The organism is Collinsella aerofaciens, from assembly GCF_039752985.1.
GTDB classification, from domain to species: Bacteria; Actinomycetota; Coriobacteriia; order Coriobacteriales; family Coriobacteriaceae; genus Collinsella; species Collinsella aerofaciens_BT.
Map to the genome: position 1 here is coordinate 32,897 of NZ_JBDMHA010000003.1, position 17,561 is coordinate 50,457.

Annotated in this window: 14 protein-coding genes; 3 read left to right on the plus strand and 11 right to left on the minus strand. The window is 61.6% G+C overall.

The window, feature by feature from the left end; genetic code table 11:
* The 9 genes from ABHR76_RS00795 to rpmE form a co-directional block, all read right to left on the minus strand.
* The coding region (locus ABHR76_RS00795) for an RNB domain-containing ribonuclease (protein ID WP_346976515.1) at nt 1–713 on the minus strand (713 nt) is incomplete at its 3' end.
* Nucleotides 714–848: 135 nt separating this feature from the next.
* Nucleotides 849–1,769 (minus strand): permease-like cell division protein FtsX, encoded by a 921-nt coding sequence (gene ftsX / locus ABHR76_RS00800; RefSeq protein WP_346965382.1) that lies wholly within the window; start codon nt 1,767–1,769, stop codon nt 849–851.
* On the minus strand, nt 1,756–2,976 hold the full coding sequence (ftsE, locus tag ABHR76_RS00805) for a cell division ATP-binding protein FtsE (RefSeq protein ID WP_346965383.1): 1,221 nt from the start codon (nt 2,974–2,976) through the stop codon (nt 1,756–1,758). The genes ftsX and ftsE overlap by 14 nt, the downstream gene beginning before the upstream one ends.
* A 504-nt stretch (nt 2,977–3,480) precedes the next feature.
* On the minus strand, nt 3,481–4,422 hold the full coding sequence (locus tag ABHR76_RS00810; protein ID WP_117769460.1) for a transketolase family protein: 942 nt from the start codon (nt 4,420–4,422) through the stop codon (nt 3,481–3,483).
* A 1-nt stretch (nt 4,423) separates the two neighbouring features.
* Complete coding sequence (locus tag ABHR76_RS00815) at nt 4,424–5,254, minus strand: transketolase (protein ID WP_225093804.1); 831 nt, start codon at nt 5,252–5,254, stop codon at nt 4,424–4,426.
* Nucleotides 5,255–5,462: 208 nt separating this feature from the next.
* Nucleotides 5,463–6,353 (minus strand): YitT family protein, encoded by an 891-nt coding sequence (locus ABHR76_RS00820; RefSeq protein WP_346976517.1) that lies wholly within the window; start codon nt 6,351–6,353, stop codon nt 5,463–5,465.
* Nucleotides 6,354–6,521: 168 nt separating this feature from the next.
* On the minus strand, nt 6,522–7,670 hold the full coding sequence (prfB, locus tag ABHR76_RS00825) for a peptide chain release factor 2 (protein WP_225093805.1): 1,149 nt from the start codon (nt 7,668–7,670) through the stop codon (nt 6,522–6,524).
* Nucleotides 7,670–10,477 (minus strand): preprotein translocase subunit SecA, encoded by a 2,808-nt coding sequence (gene secA / locus ABHR76_RS00830; protein ID WP_346976519.1) that lies wholly within the window; start codon nt 10,475–10,477, stop codon nt 7,670–7,672. Before secA ends, prfB begins: the two co-directional genes overlap by 1 nt.
* A gap of 347 nt (nt 10,478–10,824) precedes the next feature.
* Nucleotides 10,825–11,250: a 50S ribosomal protein L31 gene (gene rpmE, locus ABHR76_RS00835; RefSeq protein WP_006235303.1), complete on the minus strand. Its 426-nt coding sequence runs from the start codon at nt 11,248–11,250 to the stop codon at nt 10,825–10,827.
* A gap of 306 nt (nt 11,251–11,556) precedes the next feature.
* On the opposite strand from rpmE, the gene ABHR76_RS00840 reads away from it, so the two are divergent.
* The 3 genes from ABHR76_RS00840 to ABHR76_RS00850 all read left to right on the plus strand — a co-directional run bounded on the left by ABHR76_RS00840 (nt 11,557) and on the right by ABHR76_RS00850 (nt 14,271).
* Entirely contained in the window at nt 11,557–11,844 is a 288-nt protein-coding gene (locus tag ABHR76_RS00840; protein ID WP_006235289.1) for an ACT domain-containing protein, read from the plus strand.
* Nucleotides 11,845–11,922: 78 nt separating this feature from the next.
* The gene (locus ABHR76_RS00845; protein WP_346976521.1) at nt 11,923–13,341 is read left to right on the plus strand and encodes a citrate synthase; all 1,419 of its coding nucleotides are present in this window, start codon (nt 11,923–11,925) and stop codon (nt 13,339–13,341) included.
* A gap of 87 nt (nt 13,342–13,428) precedes the next feature.
* Nucleotides 13,429–14,271 carry a Cof-type HAD-IIB family hydrolase gene (locus ABHR76_RS00850; RefSeq protein ID WP_346976522.1) on the plus strand — a complete coding sequence of 281 codons (843 nt, stop codon included), beginning with the start codon at nt 13,429–13,431 and terminating at the stop codon, nt 14,269–14,271.
* A 131-nt stretch (nt 14,272–14,402) separates the two neighbouring features.
* On the opposite strand, the gene ABHR76_RS00855 is transcribed toward ABHR76_RS00850, so the two are convergent.
* A complete protein-coding gene (locus ABHR76_RS00855; RefSeq protein WP_225093810.1) occupies nt 14,403–15,197 on the minus strand; it encodes a Cof-type HAD-IIB family hydrolase in 795 nt (264 codons plus the stop codon).
* Nucleotides 15,198–15,395: 198 nt separating this feature from the next.
* Nucleotides 15,396–17,216 (minus strand): adenine deaminase, encoded by a 1,821-nt coding sequence (locus tag ABHR76_RS00860; protein WP_225093811.1) that lies wholly within the window; start codon nt 17,214–17,216, stop codon nt 15,396–15,398.
* Nucleotides 17,217–17,561 lie beyond the last annotated feature (345 nt).

Consider the following 17,561-nt stretch of genomic DNA (forward strand, 5'->3'; position numbering starts at 1 on the left):
CCCAGCTTGTAGCCACCCTCGGGCGTGCGCTCCAACGAAATGGCATCGTCAAAGTCGCGCGCGTCGACCGGGTCGATCGTGATGACAAAGCGGTCGCGCAGATCGCGGCGGAGCGGGTCCTTAAGCGCCGCGGACACATCGAGCGAAAGCCCCTCGGCCTCGTCCAGCGCGGCCTCGGGATAGCTATCGGTATAGCCGTAACGCGCCATCACATATTGAACGCCCAAATCGGGCGCGTCATCTCCGCCAATGCGGCGCTCGATCGTCACGGTACCCGATTCCAGGCGCGTCGGGTAGGTCAAAATGCGCGCGACAACAGCATCACCCGGGTGGACACCCAGACGATCCGCCGAGGTATCCTCGGGCAGAATGAAGAAGTCGGCCTTCAGACGCGAATCGAGCGGCTCGATCACACCGAGCGGACCGGCGGTCTGGTACGTGCCCACCACGCTTATGGCTGCACGCTCAACCACGCTTTCGATCACGGCGCGCCGCTCACCGTGCGGGCTGTTCTTAATGCTCACGGCAACGGTATCGCCATCCATGATCTCGCGCTTACCGCGGCCCATGACCTTGTAGTCGCCGTTTTCGGTTACAACGTAGGCGCTATGCTCATGGAGCTGCACGCGCCCGGTCAGGCTCGGACGGCGTTCGCTGCGCACCGGCCCGCGCTGATTGCGAGCTCCACGCTTATGCTTGTTATTGCGCCCCATGGCGCCTCCTAACTATCGATTGCGAACTCCAAAGAGTCTACCCAAATGATTCGCTTTCCTGCCGTCCCCTAGGGATCAAAAAACGGGCCGCCCCATAAGAGACGACCCGTTGGAAGGGATGAATTCCAAGCATGCCTACACGCGCAGGTAGCGGCGCATGGCGATGGCAGAACCAAAGAGACCGATAATCACACCGACCAGAATCAGCGCAGCATAGGTCACCAGGTAGTACCGCATCGGCAGGGCAAACGACATCCAGCCGATGCTCTCCTGCAGACGCGGAATCATCAGATTGCGCAGCAGCTCCAGAACGCCGATGGAAAGCAGCGAGCCCAAAATGGCCTGCAGCACGCCCTCGGTGATAAACGGGCCACGAATGAAGCCGTTGCTGGCGCCGACCAGACGCATAATCGCAATCTCACGACGACGCGCCGTGATGGACAGGCGAATCGTGTTGTTGATGAAGATGAATGCGATAAAGGTCAGAAGACCAACGAGCACCACGGCGGCGATGCGGATGTAGTTGGTCACCTGGAACAGGCGGCTCACTTCCTCCTGGCCGTACAGCACGCTCGCGTTGACGTCGCCGTCATCCGCGATCTTCTGGAAATCGGCATCCTTCTTGAGCTTCTTTGCCGTGCTCTCGACCTTGGACGGATCGTCCATCTCAATAGCGAAGGAAGCCGGCAGCGGGTTCTGGCCATCGAGCGCGCTCATGGTGGCGTCGGCGTTGCCCGACATCTTGCTCGTATACTCGGCCAGCGCGTCGTCCTTGTCCTTATAGGTCACGGACTTGACGTTATTCCACGTCTTAAGCTCGGCCTCAAAAGCCTGAACATCGGCCTGATCGGCGTCATCACTAATGAACGCGTTGATGACAACCTGATCCTCGACGGTGCCGATCACGGAGTTCAGCATCGCAGAGCCCATGATGAACAGGCCGATGATAAACAGCGAAAGGAAGATCGTGATGACGGCGCCGAGCGAGGTAGTCCAGTTACGGAAGAAGTGGCTGATTGCCTCTTTGAAGGAGTAGCCCACGTTAGTTGGTGCCATAGTTGCCGTAACCTCCCCTCTCCTGGTCGCGGATGACGTGGCCGCCCTCGAGGGCGATCACGCGACGGTGCATGCTATCGACCATCTCGCGGTCGTGCGTGGCGACGATCACGGTGGTGCCGGTGCGGTTAATACGCTCAAGCAGCTTCATGATGCCCAGCGAGATCGCCGGGTCGAGGTTGCCCGTGGGCTCGTCGCAGATCAGCAGCGGCGGACGGTTGACCATAGCACGGGCGACGGCAACGCGCTGCTGCTCGCCACCGGAAAGCTGGTCGGGCAGCGAGTCCATCTGATCGGCCAGACCGACCAGGCGCAGCACCTCGGGCACCTGGCTGCGAATGACGCCCTTGGGCTTGCCGATGCACTGCAGGGCAAACGCCACGTTTTCGTAGGCGGTCTTTTGCGGCAGAAGCTTAAAGTCCTGGAACACGGCGCCAATCTGGCGGCGCAGGAACGGAACCTTGCGGTTCTTGATCTTCATGAGGTCCTGACCGGCAACCAGGATGCGGCCGCTCGTCGGCTTGACGTCGCGGTTGAGCGTCGACAGCAGCGTGGTCTTACCCGAGCCGGAGTGACCGACCAGGAAGACGAACTCGCCCGGATAGATCTCGATGTTGATGTCGTCGAGTGCAGGCTTGTTGGGCTGTGCCGGATAGATCTTGGTGACATGCTCCATAAGGATGACGGGCTCGACACCGGCCTGCTTGGCCATCTTCTTGCGGCTGGCCTGCGGATCGATGGGCGCAAACACCGACGTAAAATCGGGGTTGTTGAGCGCGTTATCGAGGCTTGCGACCTCGGCTGCCTGATCGCTCTCGACCACCGGGGCAGCAGGCTGCGTGGGGTCGGGAACAGCGGCAAAGAGACCGGACTGCGCAGGCTGAGGAGCCGGCGTCGCAGGGGCCAAGGGGTCGGGAATGCCGGCCATGGTAGGCTGCGGCGTGGCGGCACCAGCCTGAGGCTGCTCCACGCGAGCGGTCACGGCCTGAACGGGCTCAAAACCCGCCGTGCCGGAAAGCGCGACATCGCTGGTTGGATTGTAGGCAAAGGGATCGGATGCCGGCTGTGCCTGATCTGCCGGCTGAGCGGGGGCCTGAGCAACAGGCTGGCCCTCTGAATCCGGAGTGGCGAAACGACTGCCCTGGACGCCTGCCTGCGTCTTGGGGGCATCATCGCCCGCACCGGAGGTACGGAAGTGGTTACCCACTGGTGCTCCTTATCGTCGTGCGTTTAAACTACATGAGCGCTTTGTATTTTAGCAGCATTAGCTTTGCTGCACATAAGAAGCATGGCGTGGTTAGGGATCCCGTCGGCCGGACACAGGGTTACTCTCCAAATCGTCCTCGGACATGTCGGAGCCCCCGCTGCGCGCTTCGCGCGGCGGGGGCTCCTCCGTCCTGCGGAAAGATTTGGAGAGTAACCCTGTGCCCGGCCTGCGATAACTAAGGGGTCGCCGCGTTTATCTTGAGGTGCTGCAAATACAAAGCTGGAAGGGTCTGAATTGCGCTTTGTCGATATATGCCCTTTTTCCTGATGGGACCGTGCTTGAGGGGCGTCTTCATAAGTTGCGGTGAAATAGGGACTGTTTTACCAGTTAAAAGGTCTAATCAGTCCTTATTTCACCACAACTGAAACAGGGGCGCTCTCCAAGAGAGCGCCCCTGCCGGGTTTCCATAGTTCTGGCGAAGCAGTCCTTGAGATCCGCCTTGCCTTATGCCAAGAACTCCTTGGTGGTCGCCACGATGTTGGCGGCGTCCAGGCCATACTTGTGCAAGAGCTCGGCACCCGGGCCGGACTCGCCAAAGGTGTCGTTGACGCCGATCTTCTTGAGGGGCGTCGGGCACTGCTCGCACAGGACGTCGGCAACGGCGCTGCCCAGGCCACCGATTACAGAATGCTCCTCGACGGTCACGACGTGGCCGGTCTTGGTGGCGCTCTTGACGATCAGGTCGGCATCGATGGGCTTGATGGTGTGCATGTTGATGACCTCGGCGTCGATGCCCTCGGCAGCGAGCTGCTCGGCGGCCTCGAGAGCCTCGCCGACCATCAGGCCGCAGGCGATGATGGTGACGTCGGCGCCCTCGCGCATGACAATGCCCTTACCCAACTCGAAGTTGTAGGTCTCGGGGTCGTTGATAACCGGCGAGGCCAAACGAGCGAAGCGCATGTACACCGGACCGTCGCACTCGTAGGCGGCGCGCGTTACGGCGCGGGCCTCGACGTCGTCGGCAGGAACGATCACAGTCATGCCGGGGATGACGCGCATGAGGGCAATATCCTCGCAGCACTGGTGCGTGGCGCCATCCTCGCCCACCGAGATACCGGCATGCGTGGCACCGATCTTAACGTTGAGATGCGGGTAGCCGATGGAGTTACGGACCTGCTCAAAGGCGCGGCCGGCGGCAAACATGGCAAAGGTGCTCGCGAAGGCAACGCGGCCGGTGGTCGCGATACCGGCGGCGACGCCCATCAGGTTGCTCTCGGCAATGCCCACATCGAAGAAACGATCGGGGCAGGCGGCCTTGAACTTGCCGGTCTGCGTGGCGGCGGCCAGGTCGGCGTCGAGGACCACAAAGTCATCGTGCTCGTTGGCGAGCTCGACGAGGGCCTCGCCGTAGCTTACGCGCGTGGCGATTTTTTTGACGTCTGCCATCCTAGAGCTCCTCTCCGGCGGCCGTGAGCTCTGCCATGGCCTGCTCAAACTGTTCATCGTTGGGGGCCTTGCCGTGCCAACCAACCTGGTTCTCCATAAAGGAAACGCCCTTGCCCTTCATGGTCTCGGCGATGATGGCGGTCGGCTGACCCTTGGTGGCGCGGGCCTCGGCAAAGGCGGCGCGGATCTGATCGAAATCGTTGCCGTCGGCAAGCTCCACCACGTGGAACTTAAAGGCGCGGAACTTGTCGGCGAGCGGCATGGGGTCGTTGACCTCCTCGACGGGGCCGTCGATCTGCAGGCCGTTGTGGTCGACGATCACGCAGAGGTTATCGAGCTGATGGTTGCCGGCAAACATGGCTGCCTCCCAGACCTGGCCCTCCTCGCTCTCGCCATCACCCAGCAGGGCGTACGTGCGGTAAGTATCGCCCCAGTGCTTGGCGGCAACCGCCATGCCCACGGCGGCGGAGATGCCCTGGCCGAGCGAGCCGGTGGACATATCGACGCCCGGGGTGTCGTTCATGTTGGGATGACCTTGCAGGTGGCTGCCGATATGGCGCAGCGTCTCGAGATCCTCCTTGGGGAAGAACCCACGCTCGGCGAGCACGGCGTACAGGCCCGGAGCGCAATGGCCCTTGGAGAGCACAAAACGGTCGCGATCGGCCTTGCGGGGATCGGCCGGGTCGACGTTCATTTCCTCAAAGTACAGATAGGTCATGATGTCGGCAGCGCCGAGCGAACCGCCCGGATGGCCGGACTTGGCAGCGTGCACGCCGGTGACGATGCCCTTCCTTACCTCGTTGGCAACCTTTTTGAGCTCTTCGTCGCTCATTGTGCCTTCCTTTCATCCTCATTAGACAAAATGCGCACGGCACGGAAAGGTAATCCCAACACAGCCGCAATGCACGTACGTCATTCATTATGCTGGAAACTGATGGCTTTACCAGAGTTTTTATCATTATTTGAACAATTTAGCAGGCAGAACCGCTGATGAAACGGTTTATCAATGTGAACGTCTTTTGGATGGAACGCGATCGACCCTACGCGCTAATGTCCTTGAATCCCTCGCCGAAGGCTTCCGTAACGTCGGCAACCGTCACGATGGCATGAGGATCGCGCTCGCGCACGATCGTCTTGAGGGTATTGAGCTCTCGACGGCTCACGATGACCATAATCACTGGCTTCTCGGCACCCGAATACATGCCAGTCGCCTTAAACTTGGTACAACCACGACCCAGGCCATACATGATATCGGCAGCGATATCAGGGAACTTGTCCGAGATGATGAGTACCATACGGCGTTTGTTGCCACCATCGACCACGGCATCGATCACGTAGCCGCTAATGACCATCGAAAGGCCTGCATACAGTGCGTTTTCGATTGAAAAGACCGGAGCCGATAGCGCGCATACGGCAACATCGATCGCCATGACGGTCGAGCCCACCGGCAGCGAGGTGTTACGCGAGATGATTTGGCCAATCGTGTCCGAACCGCCGGTGTTGGCGCCGGCGCGCAACACCATGCCGTAACCGATGCCCGTAATAATGCCGCCCCACATGGCAGAGAGCATCAGGTCCGCATCCGCCAGAGGTGCTACAAACGGGGCGAACAGATCGGTAAAGAAGCCCAGCAGCACAAAGCCCGTCGCGGTCTGCACCACGTAGAACATGCCGCCCTCGCGCATAACGACCAACAACAGCAAGGCGTTCATCACGATCGTCTGAATACCAACGGGAAGCGATAGGCCGCGCGCCGCGCCGACCGCCTGGATAATGGTGGCAAGGCCCGTAACGCCACCGGCGGCAAGACCGTTGGGAATCAAAAACAAGTCGGTCGCGATGGCGGCCAAGGCACACCCCAACATGATCTGGGGCAGGTCGTGAAAGAAGTTCATCGAAAGAATGCGCTTGATGTCCAGACGATATGCCATGCTGCCTCCCTCAAAAAAGCGCACCCAAACGGATGCGCTTTGAACTTCTTCTTGTATTCGATTCTACCGATTCGCCGGACAAAAACCACCCCTGCGCAGGGTTTGCTCTGGATACAAAACCACACCGCTCGGAGGGTTTTAATCCATTTCCACATAAACCCGGGCGGTTTAAGCAGACGGGGTCTCCGCGTCAGCGTTGCCGGTAGCCCAGCGATGGTAGCCAATAACAAACGGGTCCAGGTCGCCATCGTCAAGGACGGCCTCGACATTGCTGGTCTCCACGCCCGTGCGTAAGTCCTTGACCATCTGGTACGGGTAGAGCACGTAGCTGCGAATCTGGTTGCCAAAACCAATCGTGGTCTTGGGTCCGCGGATCTCATCGAGCGCCTCGGCGCGCTTCTCGAGCTCAATCTCGTACAGGCGAGCCTTGAGGATCTGCATGCACGCGGCCTTGTTCTGAATCTGGCTGCGCTCGTTTTGGCAGGTGACCACAATGCCGCTGGGAAAATGCGTCACGCGCACGGCGGAGTCGGTGGTGTTGACGCCCTGACCGCCCGGGCCGCTCGCGTGGTACACGTCCACGCGGATGTCATCGGGACTGATCTCGATGTCGATATCATCGGGTAGCACGGGGATGACCTCGACGCCGGCAAACGTGGTCTGGCGGCGCTTCTTGTCGTCGGTGGGGCTAATGCGAACCAAGCGGTGGACGCCGGCCTCGGCGCGCAGCATGCCAAATGCGTCCTTGCCCTCGACGGTAAAGGTCGCACGGTCAATGCCGATGACCTCGGCCGCGGGACAGTCGTTGATGGTGACCTTCCAGCCGCGACGCTGGCAGTACTTCATGTACATCTTAAAGAGCATGAAGGTCCAGTCCTGGGCCTCCAGACCACCCTGTCCGGGCTTGATGGTCACAATGGCATCGCCGTGATCGAACTCACCGGTAAACCAGCTCGAAAGCTCAAGCTCATCGATGGCACGGGCCAGGCGCTCAGCCGTGGCTGCAGCCTCCTCGCGAAGGGCGGCGGCGTCGGGGTCATCCCCCATCTCCTCGGCAAGCTCCAGCGCGGCGCGGGCATCGGAAAGCTCGCCGCGCGCGGTGTCCACGGCAGCGATATCTTCCTTGGTACGCGCGATCTCCTCCATGGTGGCACGGGCGGCGTCGGCGTCATCCCAAAAGCCAGGGGCAACACTTTTGGCCTCGAGCTCGGTCACGCGCGTGCGCTTTTCGTCCAAATGGAGATACGACTCGACCTCGCCGAGCCGGTCCGCGAACGCGTCCAGCTCGGCGGGCGTTACCTCTAAAGCCTCAGCCATTAACGATTCCTGCCGTGGCAGTACTTAAACTTCTTGCCGCTACCGCAGGGGCACGGGTCGTTGCGGCCCACGTTGACGTACGGATCGTCGCTCTCGGACTTGCGATAGGTGGTCACCTTGCCACCGTTGTTGACGGCAGCCGGTCCGCCTTGGACAGCCGTGCGGGCCTGCACCTGCGCCTGCTTGCGCAGCACCGAGTCGCCGTTGTCACCATCGACCTCGGCAGGACCGGAGAAGCGCGCGCCCTCGAGCGCGGGCTCCTCCTTGTGCTCCACGGCACGCGGGGCAGCCTTGATCTCGATGCGCAGAACCGTGCGCAGGTAATCCTCATACATGGCATCGACGAGTATCTGGAACGCGCCGTAGGCCTCGGTCTTGTACTCGACCAGCGGGTCGCGCTGGCCAAAGCCGCGCAGGCCGATGCCGGTCTTGAGGTAGTCCATCTCCTGCAGGTAGTTCATCCAGCGGGTATCGATGACGCGCAGCATGACCTGGGTGTTGAGCTCACGCATCAGGTCCTCGCCCAGGCGCTCGGCCTTCATGTTGTAGCACTTCTCAACGTAGGCCAGGACATCGGCAGCCAGGGCCTCAAAGTCCTCGTCGGGGAACTTCGGCGTATCGATATGCCCGGTGAGCTCCACGACCCACTTGCGCAGGCCCTCAAGATCGCGCTCGCCATCGTGGCTGTCCTTGGTGCAGAACTCCTGGACGCAGCGGTACACCGTGTCGTGCATGACCTCGGTGATGTGGTCGGTCAGGTCCTTGCCATCCAGAATCTTGTTACGCTCGGCGTAGATGACCTGACGCTGTTTGTTCATGACGTCATCGTACTCAAGGACGCTCTTACGCATGGAGAAGTTGATGCTCTCGACCTTGTGCTGGGCGTTCTCGACGGCCTTGGAGATGATCTTGTGCTGGATAGGCATGTCGTCGCCCATGTCAGCCGTGACCATCATCTTGGAGACGCGGTCCATCTTGTCGCCGCCGAACAGGCGCATGAGGTCGTCCTCGAGCGACAGGTAGAACTGGGTCTCGCCCGGGTCGCCCTGACGACCGGAACGGCCGCGCAGCTGGTTGTCGATACGACGGGACTCATGGCGCTCGGTGCCGATGACGGTCAGGCCGCCGGCGGCAAGCACGCGCTCGCGCTCGGCCTTGCAGGTCTCCTTGGCCTCGGCGTTAAACTGCTCGAGTTGCTCGGGCGTCACGTCCTCCATGGTCAGGCCCTCATACTCCAGGCGCTCGCGCACCAGCTCGTCGGGGTTGCCGCCCAGCAGGATGTCGGTGCCACGGCCGGCCATGTTGGTGGCAATGGTCACGGCGCCGTAGCGTCCGGCCTGGGCAACGATATGGGCCTCGCGCTCGTGATGCTTGGCGTTGAGGACCTCGTGTGCGATGCCGCGCTTGGTAAGGGCGGCGGACAGCTTCTCGGAGCTCTCGATGGAGACGGTGCCCACCAGGACCGGTTGGCCCTTGGCGTGGCGTCGCTCGACGTCGTCGGCAACGGCGTTGTACTTGGCCTGAATGGTGCGGTACACCAGGTCCTCGTGGTCCACGCGCTGCACTGGCTTGTTGGAGGGGATGACCTCGACGGGCAGCTTGTAGATCTCGCGGAACTCGGCGTCCTCGGTAAGTGCCGTGCCGGTCATGCCGGAGAGCTTGTCATACAGACGGAAGTAGTTCTGCAGGGTGATGGTGGCCAGGGTCTGGTTCTCCTCGCGTACGAGCACGCCCTCTTTGGCCTCGATGGCCTGGTGCAGGCCCTCGGAATAACGGCGGCCTTCCATAATGCGGCCGGTGAACTCGTCGACGATCTTGACCTCGCCGTTGGTGACCACGTACTGCTTATCGCGGTGGAACATGTACTGGGCCTTCAGCGCCTGCTGCAGGTGGTTGACCAGCTGGCCGGAGAGATCGGCATAGATGTCATCGATACCCAGGCGGCGCTCGATTTTCTTAAGGCCGCGCTCGGTGGCGGCAATGGTGTGCTTGGCCTCGTCCATGACGTAGTCGCCCGTGGGCTCCACGTCCTCGGTGGCGGTGAGCATGTCGTGCGACACGTCCTCGCCGCGCTCAAGGCCACGCACGGCACGCGCGAAGTCCTTGTAGGTACTGGCGGACTTGGTGCCAGCGCCCGAGATGATCAGCGGGGTACGCGCCTCGTCGATTAGGATGGAGTCAACCTCGTCGACGATGGCGTAGTTGTGGCCGCGCTGCACACGCTGCTCGGGGCGGGTGACCATGTTATCGCGCAGGTAATCGAAACCGAACTCGGAGTTGGTGCCGTACGTGACGTCGGCCTGGTAGGCCGGGCGCTTGAGCTCGAGCGGCATGTTGTTCTGGAGCAGACCGACGGTCATGCCCAGGTACTTGTAGATGCGGCCCATCCACTCGGAGTCGCGCTTGGCAAGGTAATCATTGACAGTAACGACGTGCACGCCCTTGCCGGCAATAGCGTTAAGATAGCCGGCCAACGTGGAGACGAGGGTCTTACCTTCGCCGGTCTTCATCTCGGCGATGTGGCCCTCGTGCAGTGCCATGGCGCCAATGAGCTGCACGTCAAAGTGGCGCATACCCATGGTGCGCTTGGAAGCCTCACGCACGGTGGCAAAGGCCTCGGGGAGCATGTCGTCGAGCGACTCGCCGTTGGCGTAACGCTCGCGGAACTTATCGGTCTGGGCGCGGAGTTCCTCCTCGGTCATCTTCTCAAACTGGGGCTCAAGACCGTTGATCTGGTCGACGATCTTGTAGTAGCGCTTAAGGTCCTTATCGGATCCAAAGGACAGCAGCTTTGACATGAATCCCATGTGGTTTTCCTTTTTGGCCATCGCCCACGCCGTGCAGCTGCGGGCGAGTTAAACACAGATGATTGTACTTTAGCCAAACAAGGCGCGGCCTATACGGTCGACCTCGACCGCCACGTAATAACTACGACCCGACCGACCTGCCAAAAAGGGACTGGTTTATTTTGGCAGGTTTTATCTGGGAAAACGCCGTCACTCTGCCATTTGGTGCAAACCAACCCGTCCCCTTCGCACCAATCTGGTGCAATGGGAACGGGTTAGCCTGCACCAATCAAAAAGAAAAGGGCCGCGCACCCAAACGGATGCACGGCCCTCATGCCATGAATGCGAGTGATTCCGCGGCGAGCTATTTACTCAGCAGCCTCGGTGGTCTCGGCCTCGGCAGCGGCCTCCTCGACGGGAGCCTCTGCGGGAGCCTCGGCGGCCTGCTTGGCAGCCTCCTCGGCAAACTTAGCAGCACGCTTGGCCTTCTCGGCAGCCTTAGCCTCAGCGGCGGCCTTGCGAGCGGCCTCGGCCTCAGCAGCCTTGGCAGCCTTGGCAGCCTTGGCCTCCTCAGCCTTCTTGAGCTGGGCGGCAGCGGCGCCACCGAACTTGTCGGCGAAGCGCTGGACGCGTCCACCGGTGTCGACGAACTTCTGCTGGCCGGTGTAGAACGGGTGGCACTCGTTGCAAAGCTCGACCTTCATCTCAGACACGGTAGCGTGCGTCTTGAAGGTGTTGCCGCAGGAGCACGTCACCGTGCACTCGACATACTGGGGATGGATACCCTGCTTCATGGTAGGACTCCTTATTGGTCAGGCGCTGGTTACCGATCAGCGCATAAGGCGTCTTGGTTTCCGACCAAGACAACAAACTTGGCTATGGTACCACGGCGTCGCGCGTCCCACAAAAGGTTCACGGTCTTTGTGCAGGGCGGCGTGGCCAACCGCAGCGAGCACGCACCCCGACGAGCCTTCACCCATGTTGCAGACGTGTAACGCCGCAGTAAGCACACCCCTTTTGGCGCCAGACAGGTACAATGATGAACACTGTACCGTAGCGGAGCGCCCCGCGCGCGCCGCAATCACGCGAAAGGGTTTCCCATGGCCGAGATCTCGTCCTCCCGTATCGTCATCACCGTCCTTGGCAAGAACCGCCCCGGCATCGTCGCCGGCGTCACCCGCGTTCTGGGCGAGGCCAACGTCGACATCCGCGACATTACGCAGTCCATTATCGAGGACATCTTCACCATGACCATGCTGGCCGACACCGCCGAGTCCAAGCTCGACTTCGCCGAACTGCAGAAGGCACTGGCCGAGGCCGGCGAGCTTTCGGGCGTCAACGTGTCCATCCAACGCGAGGATGTTTTTAACTTTATGTACCGCCTGTAGCGAACAGGCTGCCCGGGGACAGGCTGGCGCGTCTGCGCCCAAGCGCGCCGTCCCGACGCAGCATAGAGAGGAGCGCGCATGGCCTACGACGCCAAGAAAATCTATTACCGCTTTGACGATCACCTGAGCCGCCTGGTTCTGGACTATGAAGCGAGCCGCCAGATTTCGCCCGAAAGCGAAAATCTCTACTATGGCCTGCCGACCGACCCTTACGACGAGGATCTGTTCGTCGAGCATAACGTCAAGCGCGGTCTGCGCAATGCCGACGGCTCGGGCGTGGTCGCGGGCCTTACCCGCATCTCGGACGTGCACGGCTACAACAAGGTCGACGGCAAGGTCGTACCCGACCAGGGCAAGCTCACGCTGCGCGGCTATAGCATCGAGGACTTGGTCAACAGCGCCCAGGCCGAGAATCGCTATGGCTACGAAGAGGTCGCCTACCTGCTCATCACGGGCTCGCTGCCCAACAAGGAGGAACTTGACGGCTTTTGCGGACGCCTGGGCGCCTTTAGGCACCTGAGCGACGAGTACGTCAAAGAGTTCCCCATGACCACGGTGTCGTCGAGCATCATGAACGTGCTTCAGCGCGCCGTGTTGCTGCTCTACGCCTTCGACGCCGAGCCCGACGTGATTACGCCCGAGCACGAGATCGACGTCGCCATCTCCATGCTCGCCCGTCTCCCCCGCATCGCCGCATTCGCGCATATGGCATCGGTCGCCAAGCGTCGCGGCTCCGAGGTGCACGTGCCGCACCCGACGCCCGGCCTTTCCACCGCCGAGACCATCCTGCAGGTCCTGCGCGGCGGCATGGCGTTCACTCGCGACGAGGCCATGCTGCTCGACGTGATGCTCATGCTGCACGCCGAACACGGCGGCGGTAACAACTCTACCTTCGCCTGCCGCGTGCTGTCCTCTTCGGCTACCGACCCGTACTCCGCCTACGCCGCGGCTATCGGTTCGCTTAAGGGCCCGCGCCACGGCGGCGCCAACGCCAAGGTCGTATCCATGCACGAGGACATCCGCGCGCATGTTTCCAACTGGGAAAACGAGGACGAGGTCGCAGCCTATCTGGGCAAGATCCTCGACAAGCAGGCCTTCGACGGCACGGGCCTCATCTACGGCATGGGCCACGCTGTCTACACGCTGAGCGACCCGCGCGCCGAGGTCTGCCGTCATTACGCGCGCTCGCTGGCGGCCAAAAAGGACCTGGGCGAGGAGTTCGCGCTCATCGAGCGCATCGAGCGCCTGGCGCCGCAGGTGATGCGCGACCACGGCATGACCAAGCCCATCTGCGCCAACATCGACCTGTACACAGGTTTTATCTACAAGATGCTCGGCGTGCCCGAGACGCTCTTTACGCCACTGTTCGCCGTCGCCCGCATGGCCGGCTGGTCGGCACACCGAATGGAAGAGCTCTTCTGCGCGCACCGCATCATCCGCCCGGCATATCGCCCGGTAATCGAGCCGCTAGAGTACAAGCCGCTCGCCGACCGCTAGGACGCGGACCGTTATAGATCCAGAGCGTGGCCAGGGCCCCAAGCCCTCGGCCACGCTTTTTATGTCTCTTGGAAAGGACCACATCAGATGATCGTGTTTTCCGATATGGATGGAACGCTGCTGACGAGCGACAAGCAGATGAGCGACGCCACCTGGGCGATGCTCGATGAGCTCGCACGTCGCGGCATTGAGTTTGTGCCCTGCACGGGCCGTCCGCTGTCGGGCGTCTTTGAGCCCATCCTTGCCCACCCCGCCGTGCACTACGCGGTCTGCGCCAACGGCGCCAGCGTCTGGCAGCTCGACGAAGATGCGCCTACCGATGCCTCACGCGCCAAACGTATCTTGAGCCGACCGCTCGACCGTGGCATCGCCCATCGCATCCATCGCATCGCCGCCGGCCACGATGTGACCTTCGATATCTTCGCCGACGGCCAGTGCTTCCTCCCCCGCTCGCTCTACGAGCGCCTGGACGAGTTCTGCGGCGGCGACCCGCATATTGCCGGCTCGCTCAGGCGCACGCGCACGCCCATCGACGTGGACGTCGACAGCAAGATCGACGAGGTCGAGACGCTCGAGCGCATCGCCATGTACTGGCACGACCCCGCCGACCGCGACGCCATCGCGGCGGCGCTCGGCACGCTCGACGGGATCGAGGTCACGCGTTCGTACGAAATGAATATCGAGGTCATGGGCGATGGCGCCACCAAGGGAACGGCTCTGACATGGCTGTGCGAGCATCTGGGCGAGTCCCTTGCCGACGCTTGGGCCTTCGGCGACAACATCAACGATATCCCCATGCTGCAGGCAGCGGGTCACGGCATGGCCATGCTCAACGCCGAGCCCGAGGACCGCGAGGCCGCCGACGCCGTGACCGAGTACGACAATGACCACGACGGCGTAGCCCGCGCCATCATGGTCGCCCTCGCCTAGCAGCAGCAACCCAGCGGGGTAGCTAATTTGGGACGGGGCTATTTTAGCTACCCGCTAGTGGGGTAGCTAAAATAGCCCCGTCCCAAATTAGCTACCCCGAAAAACCGCAAGGAGTGTCCCTAACTGCAGGATTAGGCGAGGCTCTCCAGCACGTGGCGAAGTTCTTGCTGGACGGCATGGTCGCGGTTGCAGCCCACGATGCGGTCGGCAACCGCCTTGAGCGCAGGACGCGCGTTTTGCATGGCGCAGCCCGTGCCGACAAAGCGAATGATCTCGTAGTCGTTCATCGAATCGCCAAACGCCATGACCTCGTCGCGACCAATGCCGTAATGCTCCGCGAGCTGCGCGATACCCGAGGCCTTCGACACACCAGGCTGCATGGCATCGATCCACGCGTTGCCCGAAGGCGCAAAAGTAAAGAGCTGACCAAGTTCGCGCTGTAGCACGTACGCACTGTCCATAACCGCACTGTCGTCGCAAAAGATACTCGCTTTGATGATATTTACGCTGGGATCGGGCAGCTCCCAAATACGCTCGGCATTGGGAAGGTCCTTATCGACCTCACGCACGAACTTGCACTCGTCATCGAGCAGGAAGGACTTGGTTCGGTCAAAGAGCGCAAGATGCAGATTGGGGAACGTCCTGACGGCTTGGGCGAGCCTTCGAATCGCCAGGTGGGAATACACCTCACGGTCTACCATCTTACCGTCGGCGTAGACCTGGGCGCCGTTAGCGGCGACAAAGTCCATCTTGTCGCGAACGGGCGCAAAGAACTCGCACAGGCGATCGTAGCGACGACCTGACGATGCGGCGAAATGCACGCCATGCTCGTGTAGCGCCAGAATCAGTTCGTAGGTCTCGGGAGGCACCTGGCCGTTTTCGTCAAGCAGTGTGCCGTCCATATCGGATGCAATCAGTTTAAACATAGAAAAGCTCCCTTCGGGCTTGATGGAATCGGACGTATATCCAAAATCACCGTACCCAAAGGGAGCTCAAATAAGACTCCGCGGGCGTAAACGTTACAAGGACCTGGCAAATAGCTCACACATGCCAGAGGTCCTACGGTCGCGGCGCCAGGCGACACGTCACCCCAACGACCAGTCGTTTAAGAACGTCCCCGATGACTAGTCCGCGTAGGTGAAGGTCGTGACGTCGAACATGCCCTCGGGGCGGATGCGGAGCGTCGGGATGACCGGCAGGGGCAGGAAGATGATGCCCATGATGGGATCGAGCGGCGGCTCAATACCCATGGCACGTGCCTTGACCATAAAGTCGTCGTGCTGCGCGGCAACGTCCTCGGCCGTGCCTTCGCTCATCAGGCCACCGAGCGCCAGCGGAATGCGCGCCACGACCTCGCCGTTGCGCACTAGCACGTGACCACCCTGGCCCACGGCCTCAACAGCGGCCATCATATCGGCGGCGTTGTCGCCCACCACGCACACGTTGTGCGAGTCGTGGCCGATCGTGGAGGCAATGGCGCCGCCCGTGATAGTGAAACCGCGCACCCAGCCTCGACCGATGTGCTTGCCGACCAGGCTCAGGCCAGCGGGGCCATCGCCATCGACGCCCTCGGCCTGCAGCGACACGCCGCGGCCATGGCGCTCAATCAGCATAATGCGACGCAAGTCCTCGTCAGTCTCGGGACGGACCATACCCGTGATGGCCTTACCCGGCACCACGTCAATCACAGCCTCGCCCGGCTTAAAGGCATAGTCGAACACGTCGAGCGATAGCTTCGGCAGCTTAACGGAAGCGCGCAGCTCGTCGGCAAGGGCCGCGACCTCGGCCATCTCGGGTGCGATCTCGCCCACAAAGGTGCCGTCCTGCGCCACCAGAGCACCGGCGGCATATACGCGATGCGGAGCCGTGGCAAACGTCAGGTCATTGAGCACCAGCAGGTCGGCACGCTTGCCCGGGGCGATGGCGCCACGCAGTTCGTGCGGGTCGCGGCAACCGTGGTCCAGGCCAAACGCCTCGGCCGTGGAGAGGGACGCCATGGAGATAGCGACCACGGGGTCGATACCGGCCTCAATCGCCACGCGGCAGGCGTTGTCGATCATACCGGTCGAAAGCGCATCGGAGGGAGCGCGGTCGTCGGTCGCAAAGCAGCAGCGGCGGGCACGGGAAGGATTCTCCAACAGCATCGGAGACAGGTTGGCCAGGTCGTGGCTGCACGTGCCCTCACGCAGCATCACATACATGCCGCGGGACAGCTTGTCGAGCGCCTCCTCGGGAATCGTCGACTCGTGGTCGGCGATAATGCCCGCTGCGGCATAGGCGTTGAGGTCCTTACCGGCAACGAGCGGCGCATGGCCGTCGACCTGCTTGGACGGCGTCTGGTTGGCAGCATCGATGCGAGCACAGGTCTCGGAGTCAGCCATAAAGACGCCCGGCAGGTTCATCATTTCGCCCAGGCCAAAGACATCGCCCGGATGCTCGGCAAAAAACTCCTGCATATCGGCGGCGGTAATCACGGCACCGGCCTGCTCGTCGGGCAGCGCGGGCACGCACGAAGGCATCATGTACTTGATGGAGATGGGCGCGCGGCGGCCATCCTCGATCATAAAGCGCAAGCCGTCGAGACCGGCAACATTGGCAATCTCGTGGCTATCGGCTATAGCGGTGGTGGTGCCGCGCGTGGCGGCCATACGCGCGTACTCGGCGGGACGGATGTTCGAAGACTCAATGTGCAGATGTCCGTCGATAAAGCCCGGGGCGATGTAGCGACCCTGGCAGTCGATGGCCTCGGCAGCCTCGTAGGTGCCAGCGGCATCGTCGCGCCCGTCATACAAAACGCCGACGATCACGCCGTCCTTAACGGCAACGCTGCCGGGTGCCACACGCTGACCATATACGTCGACGATCTGCGCATTGGTAAACAGCGTGTCGACGGGCACGCGGCCCTCGGCGGCCTCGATCACAGACCTCATGACCTCAACGGACATACATACTCCTTTAACCGTAGAAAAAAGCTGCGGAGCGGACAGACCTTCACCGCAGCAAGCCAATAGCCATTGTATGCCCAAACGATGGGTCAACAATACGCCTCTCCGCTTAACGGCACACGCCGCTTGGCGCAATGGGGGCAGGTTACTTTGCACCAATGACAAGGAGTGTCCCAAAGTGCCGGCACAAAAGGAACGTCCCCAAGTGCCAACCACGGAAGCGCCGATGTTTTGGCATCGCCAGCGAGCGGGTCGCATTTGAGACAAGGTGACGTGAAACGAAAGGGCGCTGACCTTCTGGTCGCGCCCTTGAAGTTGAACGTCAGATTGTCCAAATGCGGCCCG